The organism is Pseudomonas sp. BNK-45, from assembly GCF_047456255.1.
Taxonomy (GTDB): Bacteria; Pseudomonadota; Gammaproteobacteria; order Pseudomonadales; family Pseudomonadaceae; genus Aquipseudomonas.
The window spans coordinates 1,659,954-1,677,375 of sequence record NZ_CP179909.1 but is presented as its reverse complement, the minus strand read 5'-3'; the positions used below and the strand labels follow the sequence as shown (position 1 = coordinate 1,677,375).

At 60.6% G+C, this 17,422-nt stretch carries 13 protein-coding genes; 12 read left to right on the top strand and 1 reads right to left on the bottom strand.

The annotated features are described in order from the left end of the window. Positions 1–97: 97 nt before the first annotated feature. A complete protein-coding gene (locus ACMGG8_RS07735; protein ID WP_414159404.1) occupies positions 98–2,017 on the bottom strand; it encodes a sigma-54-dependent Fis family transcriptional regulator in 1,920 nt (639 codons plus the stop codon). Between the two features lie 377 nt (positions 2,018–2,394). Between ACMGG8_RS07735 and ACMGG8_RS07730 the strand changes: the two genes are divergently transcribed. The 12 genes from ACMGG8_RS07730 to ACMGG8_RS07675 all read left to right on the top strand — a co-directional run bounded on the left by ACMGG8_RS07730 (position 2,395) and on the right by ACMGG8_RS07675 (position 17,418). Then, entirely contained in the window at positions 2,395–3,915 is a 1,521-nt protein-coding gene (locus tag ACMGG8_RS07730; protein ID WP_414159403.1) for an aldehyde dehydrogenase family protein, read from the top strand. A gap of 177 nt (positions 3,916–4,092) precedes the next feature. Next, positions 4,093–5,373, top strand: a complete 1,281-nt coding sequence (gene eutH / locus ACMGG8_RS07725) for an ethanolamine utilization protein EutH (protein WP_047306244.1) — start codon at positions 4,093–4,095, stop codon at positions 5,371–5,373. Between the two features lie 25 nt (positions 5,374–5,398). Next, positions 5,399–6,835 (top strand): ethanolamine ammonia-lyase reactivating factor EutA, encoded by a 1,437-nt coding sequence (locus tag ACMGG8_RS07720; RefSeq protein WP_414159402.1) that lies wholly within the window; start codon positions 5,399–5,401, stop codon positions 6,833–6,835. Between the two features lie 29 nt (positions 6,836–6,864). Continuing rightward, positions 6,865–9,060 (top strand): ethanolamine ammonia-lyase, encoded by a 2,196-nt coding sequence (locus ACMGG8_RS07715; protein WP_060841274.1) that lies wholly within the window; start codon positions 6,865–6,867, stop codon positions 9,058–9,060. 51 nt (positions 9,061–9,111) lie between these two features. Next, positions 9,112–10,506, top strand: a complete 1,395-nt coding sequence (locus tag ACMGG8_RS07710; protein ID WP_108546164.1) for an ethanolamine ammonia-lyase subunit EutB — start codon at positions 9,112–9,114, stop codon at positions 10,504–10,506. A gap of 11 nt (positions 10,507–10,517) precedes the next feature. Continuing rightward, complete coding sequence (gene eutC, locus ACMGG8_RS07705) at positions 10,518–11,342, top strand: ethanolamine ammonia-lyase subunit EutC (protein WP_414159401.1); 825 nt, start codon at positions 10,518–10,520, stop codon at positions 11,340–11,342. A gap of 107 nt (positions 11,343–11,449) precedes the next feature. Further along, entirely contained in the window at positions 11,450–11,908 is a 459-nt protein-coding gene (locus ACMGG8_RS07700) for a GNAT family N-acetyltransferase (protein WP_016966085.1), read from the top strand. A gap of 237 nt (positions 11,909–12,145) precedes the next feature. Further along, positions 12,146–12,802: a DedA family protein gene (locus tag ACMGG8_RS07695; protein WP_060841277.1), complete on the top strand. Its 657-nt coding sequence runs from the start codon at positions 12,146–12,148 to the stop codon at positions 12,800–12,802. 5 nt (positions 12,803–12,807) lie between these two features. Then, positions 12,808–13,620: a zinc-dependent peptidase gene (locus tag ACMGG8_RS07690; RefSeq protein WP_414159400.1), complete on the top strand. Its 813-nt coding sequence runs from the start codon at positions 12,808–12,810 to the stop codon at positions 13,618–13,620. Positions 13,621–13,859: 239 nt separating this feature from the next. After that, positions 13,860–14,387, top strand: coding sequence for an inorganic diphosphatase (gene ppa, locus ACMGG8_RS07685; RefSeq protein WP_011063696.1), 528 nt, complete (start codon positions 13,860–13,862; stop codon positions 14,385–14,387). A gap of 1,735 nt (positions 14,388–16,122) precedes the next feature. Continuing rightward, positions 16,123–16,485 (top strand): hypothetical protein, encoded by a 363-nt coding sequence (locus tag ACMGG8_RS07680; protein WP_414159399.1) that lies wholly within the window; start codon positions 16,123–16,125, stop codon positions 16,483–16,485. Between the two features lie 144 nt (positions 16,486–16,629). Then, entirely contained in the window at positions 16,630–17,418 is a 789-nt protein-coding gene (locus tag ACMGG8_RS07675) for an ABC transporter permease (RefSeq protein WP_414159398.1), read from the top strand. Positions 17,419–17,422: the final 4 nt, after the last annotated feature.

The following is a 17,422-nucleotide window of genomic DNA, read 5'->3' as shown; positions in this document are numbered from 1 at the left end:
GGGCTGCAAATCGCACCCATTAGCTGAGCGGGTGGTTGCCGCCCCTGCCGGCGCTGGCACCAGGACCGCAGCCTGTACCAGCGGCGAGGGGCCGGGCTTAGCGCGCGATGCCGTGCTTGCGCAGCTTTCTATAAAGGGTGTTGCGGCTGACCCCCAACTGCTCGGCGGTGTGGGTCATGTGCCAGCGCTGCTGCTCCAGGGCCGCCAGCAGCGCCACTCGCTCGGCGTCTTCCAGGGGCCGCTCCTGCACCTCGGCAACCGGCTCGCTGACCGGCGCCGGGCGGTTGTCGCGGATCAGCGGCGGCAGGTCCTCCAGAGCAATGCGACCGTTCTCGCACAAGGCAGCCAAGGTCCGCAGCACGTTGCGCAACTGGCGCACATTGCCTGGCCATGAATAGCTCAGCAGGGCCTGGCGCGCGCCATCGTCCAGCACCACGCTTTGCTCGCCGGCCTCCTCGGCCAGGAGAAAATCCAGCAACCGGGATTTATCGCTGCGATCGCGCAGGGCCGGCAAGGCGATCTCCAGGCCATTGAGCCGGTAATACAGGTCCTCGCGAAAACTGCCGTCACGCACCCGTTCCAGCAGATCCCGGTGGGTGGCACTGATGATGCGCACGTTGACCGCCTGGGGCTCGCCGCCAATGGGCACCACCAGGCGATCCTCCAGTACCCGCAGCAAGCGGGTCTGCAAGGCCAGGGGCATATCGCCGATTTCATCCAGGAACAGGGTGCCGCCATCGGCCTGTTGCAACTTGCCGCGCATGCCTTCCTTGCGCGCCCCGGTAAAACTGCCGCCGCGATAACCGAACAATTCGCTCTCGATCAGGCTCTCCGGAATCGCCGCGCAATTGAGCGCGACAAAGGCCCGTTCGGCCCGGGCACTGCCCTGATGCACCGCCTTGGCGAAAGCCTCCTTGCCCGAACCGGTCTCGCCGTTGATCAGCAACGGCACATCCCGTTCGAATACCCGCGAGGCCCGGCGAAAATCGTTCTGCAGCCCCTCATCCCCCAGGCAGATACCCGCAGGGCGCGGCAGCGTAACCCCGACCGGCGCCCGCAGCACCGGCTGCGCGGCAGCTGGTGGCTGGCCGCGCAACAGCGCAAACAGACGCCGCCCATCCCGGGTGCGCAGTGGCCAGCTGGCGCTGGCATTGATACTGGCGCGACTGAGCAACTCATCCAGCGAGCAGTCAAAAAAGCTATCCACCGGCTTGCCCAGCAGCCCCCCGCGGATATGCCCCAACAGATTCAGGGCACTCTGGTTCACTGCACAGATCCGTCCCTCGCCGTCGAACGCCAGCAAACCCTCGCTGAACAGCCCCACCGACTCAGCCTGCAAATGAAAGCGCAGCAGCCACTGGTTCTCGAAATAGCGCAGGAAATAGCAGCTCTCGATCATCTTCGCCGAGAGGTTGACCAGGGCCATGGTGTGGAACTGGCTCTGCCGGGAGACATCCTGGCGCGCCGAGGACACATCGAGCACCGCCAGCAACTCGCCATGGGGATCGAACACCGGACTCGCCGAGCAGGTCAGGCCCGTGTGCCGGCCGCGGAAATGCTCGCCCTGGTGAATGGTCAGCGATTGGCGCTCCACCAGGCAGGTGCCGATGCCATTGGTGCCTTCGCGAGCCTCGCTCCAGTCGGCGCCGAGCCAGAGCCCGGCATGCTCGAAGATCTTGCGTTCGCTAGGGGCGGTGATGCAGTTGAGGATCACCCCGCGGGCATCGGTCAGCAGCACCGCGTGCCCGGCGCCGGACAATTGCTGATGCAGGTTGGTCATCTCGGTGCCGGCGATCTGCAGGACATCCTGCAGGCGCTCGCGACTCTCCAGCAGACGACCGTGCTCCAGCACGGTGGGTGCCATGACCTGGGCCGGATCCAGGTGATAGTCCTCCAGGCAACGCAACCAGGAACGGGCGATGGAAGGATCGCTGCCCGGCCCCTGCAGATGGGCCTTGCCCCGGGCCACCGTCAACACCTGCTGGGCGTGTCGGCTCAAGTGATTACTGCTGTGCATTTCTTATTATTCTCCTGCTGCGCTGTCACGCTCAGACGGAACTCGATCGCCACAGCCGGACTGCCAGCGACCGCAAAAGGGTGAATGCTCATCAGATTTGTCTGACAAGAATCGACACGCGAACCAGCATCCTCCAGCCACTGTTGCATTGCAATGCCGGTTTGACCCGCAAGTCACAGGCTGTGCCATAAAGGTTACAAACTGTCACTTCGCGCTGTACCAGTTCCGCCACAGCGAGCCTGCGCCGCGCCGGTGAAACATCCGCAAACCCTTGATGCACATGGCCCCCACCACGCTGGCCCGACCTTTGCTCTACGCTTGACATGCGCTCAAGCGCGTCCTCCCCCATAAGCATAAGAAGCCAGGAGATACCCACCATGCGTTACGCACACCCCGGTACTGAAGGCGCCATCGTTTCGTTCAAGAGCAAATACGGTAACTACATCAACGGCGAATTCGTCGCGCCGATCAAAGGCCAGTACTTCACCAACACGTCGCCGGTCAATGGCCAGCCGATTGCCGAATTCCCTCGTTCCACTGCCGAAGACATCGACAAGGCGCTGGACGCCGCCCATGCCGCCGCCGATGCCTGGGGCGCCACCTCGGTGCAGGCCCGCTCGCTGATCCTGCTGAAGATCGCCGACCGCATCGAACAGAACCTCGAACTGCTGGCCATCACCGAAACCTGGGACAACGGCAAGGCCGTGCGCGAGACCCTGAACGCCGACATCCCGCTGGCCGCCGACCACTTCCGCTACTTCGCCGGTTGCCTGCGGGCCCAGGAAGGCAGCGCCGCGGAAATCGACGGCAACACCGTGGCCTACCACATCCATGAGCCCCTGGGCGTGGTCGGACAGATCATCCCGTGGAACTTCCCGATCCTGATGGCCGCCTGGAAACTCGCCCCGGCCCTGGCCGCCGGCAACTGCGTGGTGCTCAAGCCCGCCGAGCAGACGCCACTGGGCATCACCGTGCTGCTGGAAGTGATCGGCGACCTGCTGCCACCGGGCGTGCTCAATGTGGTGCAAGGTTTCGGCCGCGAAGCCGGCGAGGCCCTGGCCACCAGCAAGCGCATCGCCAAGATCGCCTTCACCGGCTCGACCCCGGTGGGCTCGCACATCATGAAATGCGCCGCCGAGAACATCATCCCGTCCACCGTTGAACTGGGCGGCAAATCGCCGAACATCTTCTTCGAAGACATCATGCAGGCCGAACCCAAGTTCATCGAAAAGGCCGCCGAGGGCCTGGTGCTGGCGTTCTTCAACCAGGGTGAAGTCTGCACCTGCCCGTCCCGCGCCCTGGTGCAGGAGTCGATCTACGACGAATTCATGCAAGTGGTGATGAAGAAGATCGAACAGATCAAGCGCGGTGACCCGCTGGACACCGACACCATGGTCGGCGCCCAGGCGTCCGAGCAGCAGTTCGACAAGATCCTCTCCTACCTCGACATCGCCAAGAACGAAGGCGCGCAGCTGCTCACCGGCGGCAAGGTGGAAAAACTCGAAGGCGACCTGTCCAGCGGCTACTACATCCAGCCGACCCTGCTCAAGGGCACCAACAAGATGCGCGTGTTCCAGGAGGAGATCTTTGGCCCGGTGGTCAGCGTCACCACCTTCAAGGACGAAGCCGAAGCCCTGGCGATTGCCAACGACACCGAGTTCGGCCTGGGTGCCGGGGTCTGGACCCGCGACATCAACCGCGCCTATCGCATGGGCCGCGGGATCAAGGCCGGCCGCGTGTGGACCAACTGCTACCACCTGTACCCGGCCCACGCCGCGTTCGGTGGCTACAAGAAGTCCGGCGTTGGCCGTGAAACCCACAAGATGATGCTCGACCACTACCAGCAGACCAAGAACCTGCTGGTGAGCTACGACATCAACCCACTGGGCTTCTTCTGATCGATCCTCCCGGCGACCCCGGTCGCCGGGAGGCCTTTTCGCGGCCTTGCCGCAATTGTTCACCTGCTCTGATCCGGTGCCGAAGGCTGGCCGGACGGGACACTGCTGTCGGAAGTTCTGCGCCAAACCAGTCGTGCACAGACCCTGCTTGAAAAACAATAACAAGGGACAAACGCAATGGATCAGATCGGCAACTACGTGCTCTACCTCATCATGCTCTGCGCCGTACTCGGCGCCTTCGCCGCCATCTACGACAGCGAGCGGGGCCTGGGCAAAGAATTCATGGAAGGCATCCACGCCACCGGCTACATCTTCGTGCCGGCGGCGGGAATCATGGCTTCCATCCCCTATCTCACCGTGGTCATCGAAACCGTCTTCGGGCCGTTCTTCAACTCCCTGGGCGCCGACCCGGCCCTGGCGGCGACCATGATCATCGCCTCGGACATGGGCGGCTATCAGCTGGCCTCGGCCCTGGCCGCGAGCAAGGAGGCCCTGGTGATGGCGTTGATCACCGGCTTCATGGGCGGCGCCACCATCGTCTTCTCGATCCCCATGGGCCTGGCGATGCTCGACAAGCGCGACCACAAGTACATGGCCCTGGGGATCATGTCCGGCATCCTCACCATCCCTGTCGGGGTGATGATCGCCAGCCTGATCCTGGCCTTCAGCAACCCGGTAGTTCGCGAACTGGTGAGCACCAACGGTGAAGCCAGCTACCAACTGGCCCTGGGCCTGGGCAGCATCTTCGCCAACCTGCTGCCGATCCTGATCTTCGTCGTGGCCCTGGCCCTGGGCCTGCGCTTTTTGCCGGACATGATGATCAAGGGCTTCATCATCTTCGGCCGGGCCATGGACGCGGCGATCAAGCTGGTGCTGGTGTTCTCCATCGTCGAGTACTTCACCGGGGCCTTCTCCGCGGTGTTCGGCAGCTGGGGCTTCCACCCGATCATCGCCGACGCCCAGGACCAGACCCGCGCCCTGGAAACCGCCGGCTACATCGGCATCATGCTGGCCGGTGCCTTCCCCATGGTCTACCTGCTGCGCAAATACCTGGGCAAGCCTTTGGAAAACCTCGGCGGCAAGATCGGCCTCAGCGCCGTGGGCAGCGCCGGCATGCTGGCGACCATCGCCAATATCCTCGCCATGTTCCGCCTGGTGCGCCTGATGCCGCCCAAGGACAAGGTGGTGAACATCGCCTTCGGGGTCTGCGCCGCTTTCCTGCTGGGGGACCACCTGTCGTTCACCGCCAACTTCCAGCCGACCATCATCCTGCCGGTGCTGATCGGCAAGATCAGCGCCGGTTTCGTCGCCGTCGGCCTGGCCTACTGGCTGTCGGTGCCCAAGGCGCTGCAACTGGAAGCCCAGGATCGGGCAGCGGGGATCATCGCCCCGGGCGAGTACCTGGGCGGCACCGCACTGGAAACTCCGGAGCCTGCGGGCCAGAAGGCCACGGCCTGATTCCGGCGCGGCGAGGAACGCCAGCATGCAAGCCATCACGGGCGGCACATCGGTGTTGCTGCTGGGGCTGGACTTCGGCTCCACCACCAGCAGCGCGCTGATCGCCCAGGCCAGCCTGAGCAGCCATTGCGTCACCGGACGCATGGCCCTCAACGAACCCCGGGTGCTGTTTCGCGGCGAGCCGGTGTTTACCCCGTTCAAGGAGCGGATCATCGATGAAGCGGCGATCCAGGGCCTGATCGAATGCTGGCTTGAGCAGGCCGGAGTGCGCCCGGAACAGCTGTTTTCCGCGGGCGTGATCATTACCGGCCTGGCGGCGCGGCGGCACAACGCCCAGGCCCTGACACGACGGGTGGAGCAACTGATCGGCAACGTACTGGTCTCCCGCGCCGACGACGGCGGGCTGGAGTCCTGGCTGGCGTTCATGGGCAGCTGTTCGACCCTGAGCCGCTGTCATCCGGGGCAACCGCTGCTCAACCTGGATATCGGCGGCGGCACCACCAACGCAGCCTGGGGCCTGGACGGCAATGTCCTGGCCAGCGGCTGCCACTTCATCGGCGCCCGGCACTTGCAGTTCGAACCGGGTGGTTATCGCCTCAGCGCGCTGTCGGAATTCGGCCGGGCGCTGCTCGATCACCTGCAGATCCACAAGACTGTTGGCCAGCCGCTCGACCACCCGGAGCGGGATGCGGTGGTCAACTGGTACGTCGACGCCCTGGTCGCCATCGCCGAAGGTGATCGCACCTTCTTTGCCGGCCCGCTGGGGCAACTGACCGAGCAACTGCCGTTGATCCTCCCCGAACACAATGCCCATCCGGCCCTGACCTTTTCCGGTGGTGTGGGCGAACTGCTCTATCGCCACCTGCAAGGCGAAGCCATGCCGGGCATTACCTATTACGGCGACCTGGGCATCGATCTGGCCCTGGCCATCGCCCGCCACCCACGACTGGTCCGGGATGCCGGCCACCTGCAGCCGGAAAACCGCGGCCGGGCCACGGTCTACGGCCTGACCCTGCACAACACCGAAATCTCCGGCAGCACCCTGTTCCTGCCCCGGCCCGAAGTGCTGCCGCTCAAGGACCTGCCCATCGTCGCCCGCCTGCCGATGAACGCCTCACGGCAACAACTGGACGACGCCCTGGCCCTGGCCTTGAGCAGCCGCGACGGTGCCTGCCTGCAACTGCTCGATAGCGGCCAGGCGCCGGACCTGGATGAAATCCGCCAACTGGGGGCCCTGCTGTGCCGGGCCCTGGGCGCCGCCCAGCCCGAACCTCAATGGCCGCTGGTGCTGTTGCTGGAAAGCAACGTCGGCAAGGTCCTGGGCAACTACGCCACGGATTGGGGGCGCAGTTCTTGCAACCTGATCGTCATCGATGAAGTGCGCGAGCGTTCGGCGCATTTCATCAATCTGGGAACACCCCATCGGCACATCGTGCCCGTCGCCTTTTACGGCGTGCACTGATGCCGATGCCGGCCAAGGAGCCTCTTGCCATGTCACTCACCGAACTGCAGCACATCCGCCTTCCCGCCGTCCCGGCCGAGCGTGGCTACAGCACCCGGGTGCTGGATCGCGAGATCGCCTTCAGCAGCCTCAAGGCGGTGCTCGGCGCCGCCGACATCAGCAAGGCCGGCGACCGGGTGGCAGGGCTCGCGGCGGCTGATGAAATCACCCGCGAGGCGGCGCGCAAGGTGCTCTCCGAGCTGACCCTGGATCACTACTTCCAGCATCCGCTGACCGATCGCCACGGGCGCATCGACAGCGTCATGCAGGTCAACTACGACATCGACCACGGCGTCTTCGACGAGATCGCCCCACTGACCCTGGGCGCCCTGAAAGATCGCCTGCTGCGCAGCCACGGCACCGAAATACGCCGTATCGGCACGGCCCTGACCGGGGTGATGGCGGCGGCCCTGGCCAAGCTGCTGGATGTGCACGAGCTGATCCTGCTGTCGAAAAAACTCAAGAGCGGCGCGGCGGCCAAGGCCCGCACCCTGGTGGGCCTGCCCGGCACCCTGTCGTCACGGTTGCAGCCCAACCATCCCACCGACAACCTCAGCGGCATCACCTTGCTGGTCTACACCGGGCTGAGCATGGGCTCGGGGGATGCGTTGATCGGCCTCAATCCGGCCATCGACACTGTGGAGAACATCAGCGCCACCCTGCACCACCTGGACAAGTTGCGCCGGGAAACCGGGGCGCCGACGCAGATCTGCGTGCTCTCCCACATCAAGACCCAACTGGCCTGCCTCGACCAGGGCGCGCCGGTGGAGATCATGTTCCAGAGCCTGGCCGGCACCGAACGCACCCTGACCGACGAATTCGACGTCACCGTGCAGTTGCTCGACCAGGCCTGGCAGACCATGGCCGAACGCGGCCCGCTGCGGGAGGTGGCGGAAAACTTCATGTACTTCGAGACCGGCCAGGGCAGCGAGCTGACCTACGGCAAGCACGAAGGCATCGACATGGCCACCTGCGAGGCCCTGTGCTACGGGCTGGCCCGGCGTTATCGACCGTACATGGTGAACAACGTCACCGGCTTCATCGGCCCGGAAACCCACCTCGACAACTTCGAGATGACCTACTCCTGCCTGCAGGACCAGTTCATGGGCAAGCTGCTGGGGCTGCCCATGGGCATGGCGCCCTGCTACACCCTGCACTCCCAGGTGACCCTGGAAGGCCAGCAGATGGCCACCGAACTGCTGACCGCCGCCGGCGCCAACTTCTTCATGGACGTGTACCTGAGCACCGATCGCATGCTCGCCTACTTCGACACCAGCGCCCACGACAACCAGACCCTGCGCGAAGTCCACGACCTGGCACCGGCCCCGGAATACCTGCGCTGGGCCCTGGGCAAGGGGATTTTCCAGGAGGATGCCCACGGCAACGTGGAGCGCGGGCCGAACTGGGGCAATCCGAGGATCTTCTGCGCGTCGGACATCGACTTCCAGCGCCTGCTGGAATCCACCCCGGCCACCTACGGCTTCGACAACGCCGGCCCGCGGCCGGCCAACAGGGTGTCGCGCACGGTGCGGGCCAACCTGGCGGTGGCCCGGGAAGCGATCTACGTCGACCTGCGCCCCGCCGAAATCGCCGCCATTGCTTTGCGCGAGCTGCGCACCGCGGCCCCGGACAAGCTGGCTCACCTGCAAGACCCGGAGCTGGGCGCGCGGCTGACCGAGGAGGTGCTGCAGCGCCTGCAACCGGAATACAACGATGTGCAGATCGTGATTTCCGACGGCCTCAGCGCCGAAGCCATCCACCACAACATTCCCGAACTGCTGCCGGTGCTGCTGGATGGCCTGCAGAGCCGCGAGCTGCGCATCGGCCAGCCGATCCTCGCGCCCTATGGCCGGGTCAAGCTGGCGGAATCGGTGGGCGAAGCGCTGCAACCGCAACTGATCATCGTGCTGATCGGCGAGCGCCCCGGCGGTGATGCCCTGGCCTCGCGCAGCATGTCCGCCTACCTGGGCTACCGCCTGCCGGACGACCAGGCCCGCCGCGCCGCCGCGCAGTTCAGCGGCAACCCGGACATTCGCTACGAATACACCGTGATCTCGAACATCTACCGCGGTGGCCTGCCACCGCTGGAAGGCGGCAGCCTGGTGGCGGAAAAGGCCTTTGCCATCCTCCAGCACAGGGCTGCCGGCAACCGCCTGGAAAACCTGCTGAAGAAGGTGGCATCCTGATGATCCGCCAGCACTCGGCAACGCCCCTATATCGTTGAAACGGAGACTGAGATGGCCCAATTTTCCCACAGCGTAGGTTCTCAGACCTATCGCTTCGACAGCCTCAAGGACGTCATGGCCAAGGCCAGTCCGGCCCGTTCCGGCGACTTTCTGGCCGGGGTTGCCGCCCTCAACGACGGCGAGCGGGTCGCCGCCCAGATGACCCTGGCGGATATCCCCTTGAAGCACTTTCTCGAAGAGGTGCTGATTCCCTACGAAACCGACGAAGTCACCCGGCTGATCATCGACAGCCATGACAAACAGGCCTTCGCCACGGTCAGCCACCTGACCGTGGGCGGCTTTCGCGACTGGCTGCTCAGCGACGCCGCCGACGAGCAGAGCCTGCGGGCCCTGGCCCCAGGCCTGACCCCGGAGATGGCCGCCGCGGTGTCGAAGATCATGCGCGTGCAGGACCTGGTGCTGGTGGCGCAGAAGATTCGCGTGGTGACAAAGTTTCGCGGCACCCTGGGCCTGCGCGGGCGCCTGTCCACCCGCCTGCAGCCCAACCACCCCACCGATGAGCCGGCGGGCATTGCCGCAAGCATTCTCGACGGCCTGCTGTACGGCAACGGCGACGCCATGATCGGCATCAACCCGGCCACCGACAGCATCGCCTCGATCTGCGCCATGCTGGAAATGCTCGACGCCATCATCCAGCGCTACGAAATCCCGACCCAGGCCTGCGTGCTGACCCACGTCACCACTTCCATCGAAGCCATCAACCGCGGCGTGCCCCTGGACCTGGTGTTCCAGTCGATTGCCGGCACCGAAGCGGCCAACGCCAGTTTCGGCATCAACCTCAACGTGCTCAAGGAAGGCTACGAAGCGGGCCTGAGCCTGAACCGCGGCACCCTCGGGCAGAACCTGATGTACTTCGAGACCGGCCAGGGCAGCGCCCTGTCGGCCAACGCCCACTTCGGCGTCGACCAGCAGACCTGCGAGACCCGCGCCTACGCCGTGGCCCGGCATTTCAAGCCGTTCCTGGTGAACACCGTGGTCGGCTTCATCGGCCCGGAATACCTGTACAACGGCAAGCAGATCATCCGCGCCGGGCTGGAAGATCACTTCTGCGGCAAGCTGCTGGGTGTGCCCATGGGTTGCGACATCTGCTACACCAACCACGCCGAGGCCGACCAGGACGACATGGACACCCTGCTGACCCTGCTGGGCGTGGCCGGGATCAACTTCATCATGGGCATCCCCGGCTCCGACGACATCATGCTCAACTACCAGACCACGTCCTTCCACGACGCGCTCTACGCCCGCCAGACCCTCGGCCTGAAACCAGCCCCCGAATTCGAGCAGTGGCTGGCCAGGACCGGCATCTTCACCCAGGCCGATGGCAAGGTGCATTTCGGCAACAACCTGCCGCCGGCGTTCCGCCAGGCGCTGGCCCAGTTGGGATAAGGAACAGGCTCATGCAAAAACATCCGAGCGACTCGCAAAACCCCTGGCTGGAGCTGCGCCGCCTGACCCCGGCACGCATTGCCCTGGGCCGTACCGGCACCAGCCTGCCCACCGGCGCCCAGCTGGACTTCCAGTTCGCCCACGCCCAGGCCCGGGACGCGGTGCACCTGCCTTTCGACCACGCGAACCTGCGCTCCCAATTGGCCGAGCGCGGCCGTGACAGCCTGCTGGTGCACAGCGCCGCCACGGATCGCCACAGTTACCTGCAACGCCCCGATCTGGGGCGCCGGCTCAGTGATGAATCGGCCCAGAGCCTGCGCGACTACGCCAGTGCCCATCCCGGCGGGGTCGACCTGGCGGTGGTGGTGGCGGACGGCTTGTCGGCGCTGGCGGTGCATCGCCACACCCTGCCATTCCTGGCGCGCATGGAAGAGCAGACCGCCGCCGAGGGCTGGTCGCTGTCGCCGGTGATCCTGGTGGAGCAAGGCCGGGTGGCGGTGGCCGACGAAATCGGCGAGTTGCTAGGGGCCAAGATGACCGTGATCCTGATCGGCGAACGCCCCGGACTCAGCTCGCCCGACAGCCTGGGGCTGTATTTCACCTATCAGCCAAAAGTCGGCATGACCGACGCCTACCGCAACTGCATCTCCAACGTGCGCCTGGAGGGCCTGAGCTACGGCATGGCCGCCCACCGCCTGCTGTACCTGATGCGCGAAGCCTGCCGTCGGCAACTGTCGGGGGTGAATCTCAAGGACGAGGCACAGATACAGACCCTGGACAGCGATTCTCCGGCGAATATGAAGGGCAATTTCCTGTTGGACCCACCTCAAGCGTGACGTTGCAAGACGATTGCGCTTTTTCAGCGCTTTGGGCAGCATCGGGACACGGCTGCCCGAGTCATCCAACCTGTGCCGTCACATCCACTTGAAGTTGAGAGCTACCCATGCGGATTACTCAAGCAACCCTCGAGCACCTGGATCTGTTGACCCCGCTTTTCGTCAAATACCGTGAATTCTATGGCGCCCTGCCTTATCCGGACTCGTCCCGGGCCTTTCTGGAAAAGCGCCTGCGACGCAAGGAATCGGTGATCTACCTGGCCCTGGCCGATGATGACAGCAGCAAGTTGCTGGGCTTTTGCCAGCTGTACCCGAGTTTTTCTTCGCTGTCCCTCAAGCGCGTGTGGATTCTCAACGACATCTACGTCGCCGAAGACGCCCGCCGCCAGCTGGTGGCCGACAACCTGATGCGCACCGCGAAGAAAATGGCCAAGGAATCCAATGCCGTGCGGCTGCGGGTTTCCACCAGCAGCAACAACGCCGTGGCACAGAAAACCTATGAGTCCATGGGGTTTCGCGAAGACACCGAATTCAAGAACTACATATTGCCGCTGAGCGATGACTGACCCACAAAAAAGCGGCCTCAGGGCCGCTTTATCAGCTGCGGTGAACATCAAATCCTCTGCGTTTGCTCCCCCTCGCAAACCGAAACGCCCGGCTACAATCTGAACGCGCATTTCACCTGTCAGCCTTTATAATGCCGAACTTTTCGGATCGTAAGAAAAGCTACATCCCCCTTGTAGTCCCTTTCTTCGAGTCATCGCACAGGCCTGCAGAGCCAGGCTGTCACCACAGGTGCCCCCATGGATTTCAACCCGATCGACCTAATCCTTCATCTCGACGTTTACCTCGACATGCTGGTGACCAACTACGGGCCCTGGATCTACGCCATCCTGTTCCTGGTGATTTTTTGCGAAACCGGCCTGGTGGTGACGCCGTTCCTGCCGGGCGACTCCCTGCTGTTCATCGCCGGTGCAGTCGCTGCGGGCGGCGGCATGGACCCGGTGCTGCTGGGCGGCCTGCTGATGCTGGCGGCCATCCTTGGCGACAGCACCAACTACGTGATCGGGCGAACGGCGGGCGAACGCCTGTTCAGCAACCCCAACTCGAAGATCTTCCGCCGCGACTACTTGCAGAAAACCCACGACTTCTATGAGAAACACGGTGGCAAGACCGTGACCCTGGCCCGCTTCCTGCCGATCATCCGCACCTTCGCACCCTTCGTCGCCGGTGTGGCCCGCATGCCCTACCCGCGGTTCTTTGCCTTCAGCGTGGCCGGCACCATTCTCTGGGTCGGCGGCCTGGTGACCCTGGGCTACTTCTTCGGCAACGTGCCGTTCATCAAGAAAAACCTTTCGTTGCTGGTGGTCGCCATCATCCTCCTGTCCCTGGTGCCGATGATCATTGGCGTGCTGCGCAGCCGCTTGGCCCGCAGTGCTGAAAAAGTCGAAACCCGCTAAACCTTATGTGGTCCCTCAGCGCCTGGCGCCGCAAGCGCCGGCTGGCCAAGCATCCGGTCAGCGATAACACCTGGCAGCGGGTACGCCAGCAACTACCGTTCCTCGACGGCATCAGCGCCGCCGAGGACCAGTGGCTACGCGAAGCCAGCGTGCTGTTCCTGGACGACAAGCACCTCACCACCCTGCCCGGCGTGGAACTGCATCAGGAACAGCGCCTGCTGCTGGCGGCCCAGGCGCAACTGCCGCTGCTGCACCTGGGCGACCTGAACTGGTACCAGGGCTTCCACGAAATCATCCTTTACCCCGACGACTTCCTCAGCCCCCAGCGCCACCGCGATGCCAGCGGTATCGAGCATGAGTGGGATGGCGAGCACAGTGGCGAAGCCTGGCAACAGGGGCCGATCATCCTTGCCTGGCCCGGGGTGCAAGCCAGCGGCGGCTGGGAAGCCTACAACCTGGTGATCCACGAACTGGCCCACAAGCTGGACATGCTCAACGGCGACGCCAATGGCCTGCCGCCGCTGCACAGCGACATGCGAGTCAGCGACTGGGCCCAGGTGATGCAGAGCGCCTACGACGACCTCAACCGTCAGCTCGACCACGACCCGGACGCCGAAACCGCCATCGATCCCTACGCAGCGGAAAACCCGGCCGAGTTCTTCGCCGTCACCAGCGAATACTTCTTCAGCGCCCCGGACTTGCTGGTGGCGGCCTATCCGAAAGTCTATGCACAGTTGCAGCTGTTTTATCGGCAGAATCCCCTGGCCCGGCTACAGCAACTTCAGGCTGAAGACCCGGTCTATCAAACGCACCACTAAGTTCCTGTCGCGCTATTACGTTGTTCATCTGCAGGCCGGTTGAAAGACAACTTCCCCGCCTGGCGACCGATGGTAAAACCACCGGTCGCGCGGTACAGCCGAACCGCTCTGCGCGACAGTACAACCAAGGTTCTACGACCCTTGGCACGTGGCATCGGTAGCGGAGTGTGTCTATAATCGCCGCCACTTTTTGGTCAATCCGGCCAAGTCATTTGGTCAACTAACGGGGGCAACGCCCAATGAGCTACAGCAAGATTCCGGCGGGCAAAGACCTGCCGAACGACATCTACGTCGCTATCGAAATCCCGGCCAACCACGCGCCGATCAAGTACGAAATCGACAAAGACAGCGACTGCCTGTTCGTTGACCGTTTCATGGCCACCCCCATGTTCTACCCGGCCAACTACGGCTTCATCCCCAACACCCTGGCTGACGACGGCGACCCCCTCGACGTGCTGGTAGTGACCCCTTACCCAGTAGCGCCAGGCTCGGTAATCCGCGCCCGTCCAGTGGGCATCCTGAACATGACCGACGACGGCGGCGGCGATGCCAAAGTGATCGCGGTTCCTCACGACAAGCTGTCCCAGCTGTACGTCGACGTGAAGGAATACACCGACCTGCCAGCCCTGCTGCTGGAACAGATCAAGCACTTCTTCGAGAACTACAAAGACCTCGAAAAAGGCAAGTGGGTGAAGATCGACGGTTGGGGCAACGCTGACGCGGCCCGTGCCGAGATCCTGAAGTCGGTCGCGGCCTACAAAGGCTGAGAAGCAGCTGCAAGCTGCTAGCGACACGCTTCAAGAGAAAGCCCCGAGTGATCGGGGCTTTTTTGTGCCCGCGATTTCCCGCAGCAACCGGCTTGCCGGCGAACGGGCTTGCACCAGATACGCATCGCGCAACACATTCCCACGCACTATTTTCGCCCTCAAGGCCTCTGGATCGCGCTTTGCACTGGGAATTCCCGGCGAACCTGCGTATGCTGCGCCCCACATTTGCGCATCGACCCTTTCTGCGGTCAGATCGCCCGACGAAGCGGATGACTTTCCCGCCCAGTCCCACAGCCAGCCGCAAGAGCTGGGTGTACGTTTTGAAGGCTGGTGCGGTTTACCAAAAATGAACCAAGCCAGTCCCCGAGAAGCCGGCCACAAGCCGGCTTTTTAATGCTTGAATTAACTCCATCCCTACAGCTCAGCTAACAACCTGAACTGCTTCGTATGACAAACGAAATAAACCTACTACTTTGAGTCAACATAAACGCCCGCCCAACATGTCCTACTTCATAAGCATCGCCTGTCCAAGAAAAAAGCCCCCTGTACCCGTAAAAAAGGGGGCGTTAGAATCCCCAGACTAATCAGCTATCACGGGCCCATTATCTAAAAATAAAGGCCATAGCCCACTGGCATTTCAATGAAGGGCACAGCGCGCAGTAACGTCAGCCCACGTAGAGAAATCGCCTGACCTCTACGACCAGAAAACCCTCAAAATGACAATATATCAGCCAACCACCAAAGGCTCTGAGCTCGTTGTCCATACGTGGCTCAATCACCAATAGTTCGCCAGATGGCTCCTCCCTAAAAAGCACACGCCCTGGAAACCTTGCGTTGAGTGGCTTCCATTCATGCGCGTCAGCCCGCTTGGCGTATCGACGACGGATACGAGGAAATACTCCAGATCAATCTGATGAGTCCAACCAATTGAGCTCACCGACTGGATAATGCTCAAGAAATGGTGAGCCTTTACTACTACATGATTCGCCTGTCACGCAGCCTGCTAACGATTAACGCTTGCAACTGCACACCTTGGCTTCCAACCCGTTGCACAAGCGCTGAGAGGGCGGTTAAATATCCAATACTGCAGAGGTGAGGCCCACAATAGACAATTTGGCTCAGGGCCAGAAACCTTGTCTGCTAGCCTGTCGCAGCATAAAAAACTATGATTTCAAAACTTGTGTCATCTGAACAAATAATGGCCTTCAGATCGTGGCTAAACGCCATACGAAATAGTAAGGTCCGACAACACCCCCGATAACAGCTAGACACAGAGCTAGAAAGTGAGAACAATTACCAATTCCAGCTATAGAAAAAACAAATTACAATCATGGAATCAATAAATTTTATCATTGGCACAATTTGACTTGTGCCCAGATGCCGTACCTTTACTATCAGCAAGAGGTTGAAGACGGAAAAGCCCTCTGATTTTTCGCATTTTCAAGAAATAACAAGTAATATTTTTGTAAGCAATGCAAGGTTAAGAAGCATATGCCATCAATACATAAGTTATATCTTTTTATTATAGCCGAAGTTCCACAGTGAGATAATTGAACGAGCCACCGAGCAGCATCAATTAGCCTTCACTCAAAATAAAAATATCTAAATGCAGCCTGCATTTGAGGAAAAAGTGGTTGCTTAAATCGCGAGCCAAGCTCTATCTAACCAATAACCTAGGAAGAAAACTGCTCATACCGCAACCAGTTATCGAGATCAGCGCATAGAAAATTAAAATATGTACCTGTATGGCCTAAATTGGAAGATAGTTTTTTCTAGCCAGTTGCAACAACATGAAAATATCGCCTGCCAGAGTGATTGCCTCAAGCAGCTCATCAGGATGTTAGTCGAGCTAGCCCTTGAGGTCGAAATGAGTAAGAACTTAGAGCAGAATAGATGCAATACATTTACGCCTTCCAACGCCTGTGTCGATAGTGGCATGACTCTCGCAGAATACTTTGGCGATTTGTCGCTTTCTCCCTCTGCTGCTCCGCCTCTTTTCTCTGCCCATCCATTGACTGAGGTGAATAAAAGCCGCTGGAGAGTTATTGACAATACTCAAAATATAAAAACCTATCTCGACGACGCGTTCACAGCATAATAAACTCAGGCATAGAGCTATTAATCACCATAAGTGATCTTAAATACTAGTCGAGGATTGACTCTTGGTAGCTTAGAAATCAAAATCTTAACATTTGCTCCTCTATATTGATTTACGGTCCACCATTAAGGGAAAACAATTGCAATGATCTCTAGACTTTCAGAGCTACTTTTTGAGCTAAACGGTAGCCGTAACGTACTTTATCAATTAGTCACCCAGCAACTGATATTACGTTATCGCCGCACCGCCTTAGGTTACTTATGGACCTTGATTAACCCTTTATTGATGATGTCTGTCATGGCAGTGGTTTTTTCAAGTTTGTTCAAAACAGAGTTAAAGTCATTTGCAGTCTTCCTTTTCGCCGGAATGATCCCTTGGACATTTTTCAACTCAGTGGTAGTACAAGCTGGATCTTCCTTTATAATCAATGAAGGATTGATCAAGAAAATATATCTACCAAAAATCATTTTCCCTTTAAGCGTCTGTTGCGCACTACTCATAGACAGTGCGCTTTCTTTCATAGCACTATTTTCAATCGTGCTTGTAAGTGGCGGCTCTTTTACCTGGACTGCTTTTTTTGTTCCAGTTGCCTTTCTCTTGCTATTCTTATTTTCATTTGGTGTCGCTCTGATCATGTCAGTTTTGACAGTCTTCTTTCGCGACCTACAGTATGTTGTTGTCATTGCGATGCAAGGCTTGTTCTTTCTTTCACCTGTTTTATACAAGAAAGACTTGCTAAGCGGTTCAATTGGATGGGTTGTAGCTATGAATCCATTTAACCCATTTATTGAGCTCTTCCGTGCATCTTTATATGAAGCAACCTTACCCAGCATTCATACCCTTACACAGGCAATTAGCTTTGCCATAATTTCAATGGCCTGCGGGCTTTTCATTTTTTCTCGCCAAGAGAAAAAAATAATATTTAGGTTGTAATCTG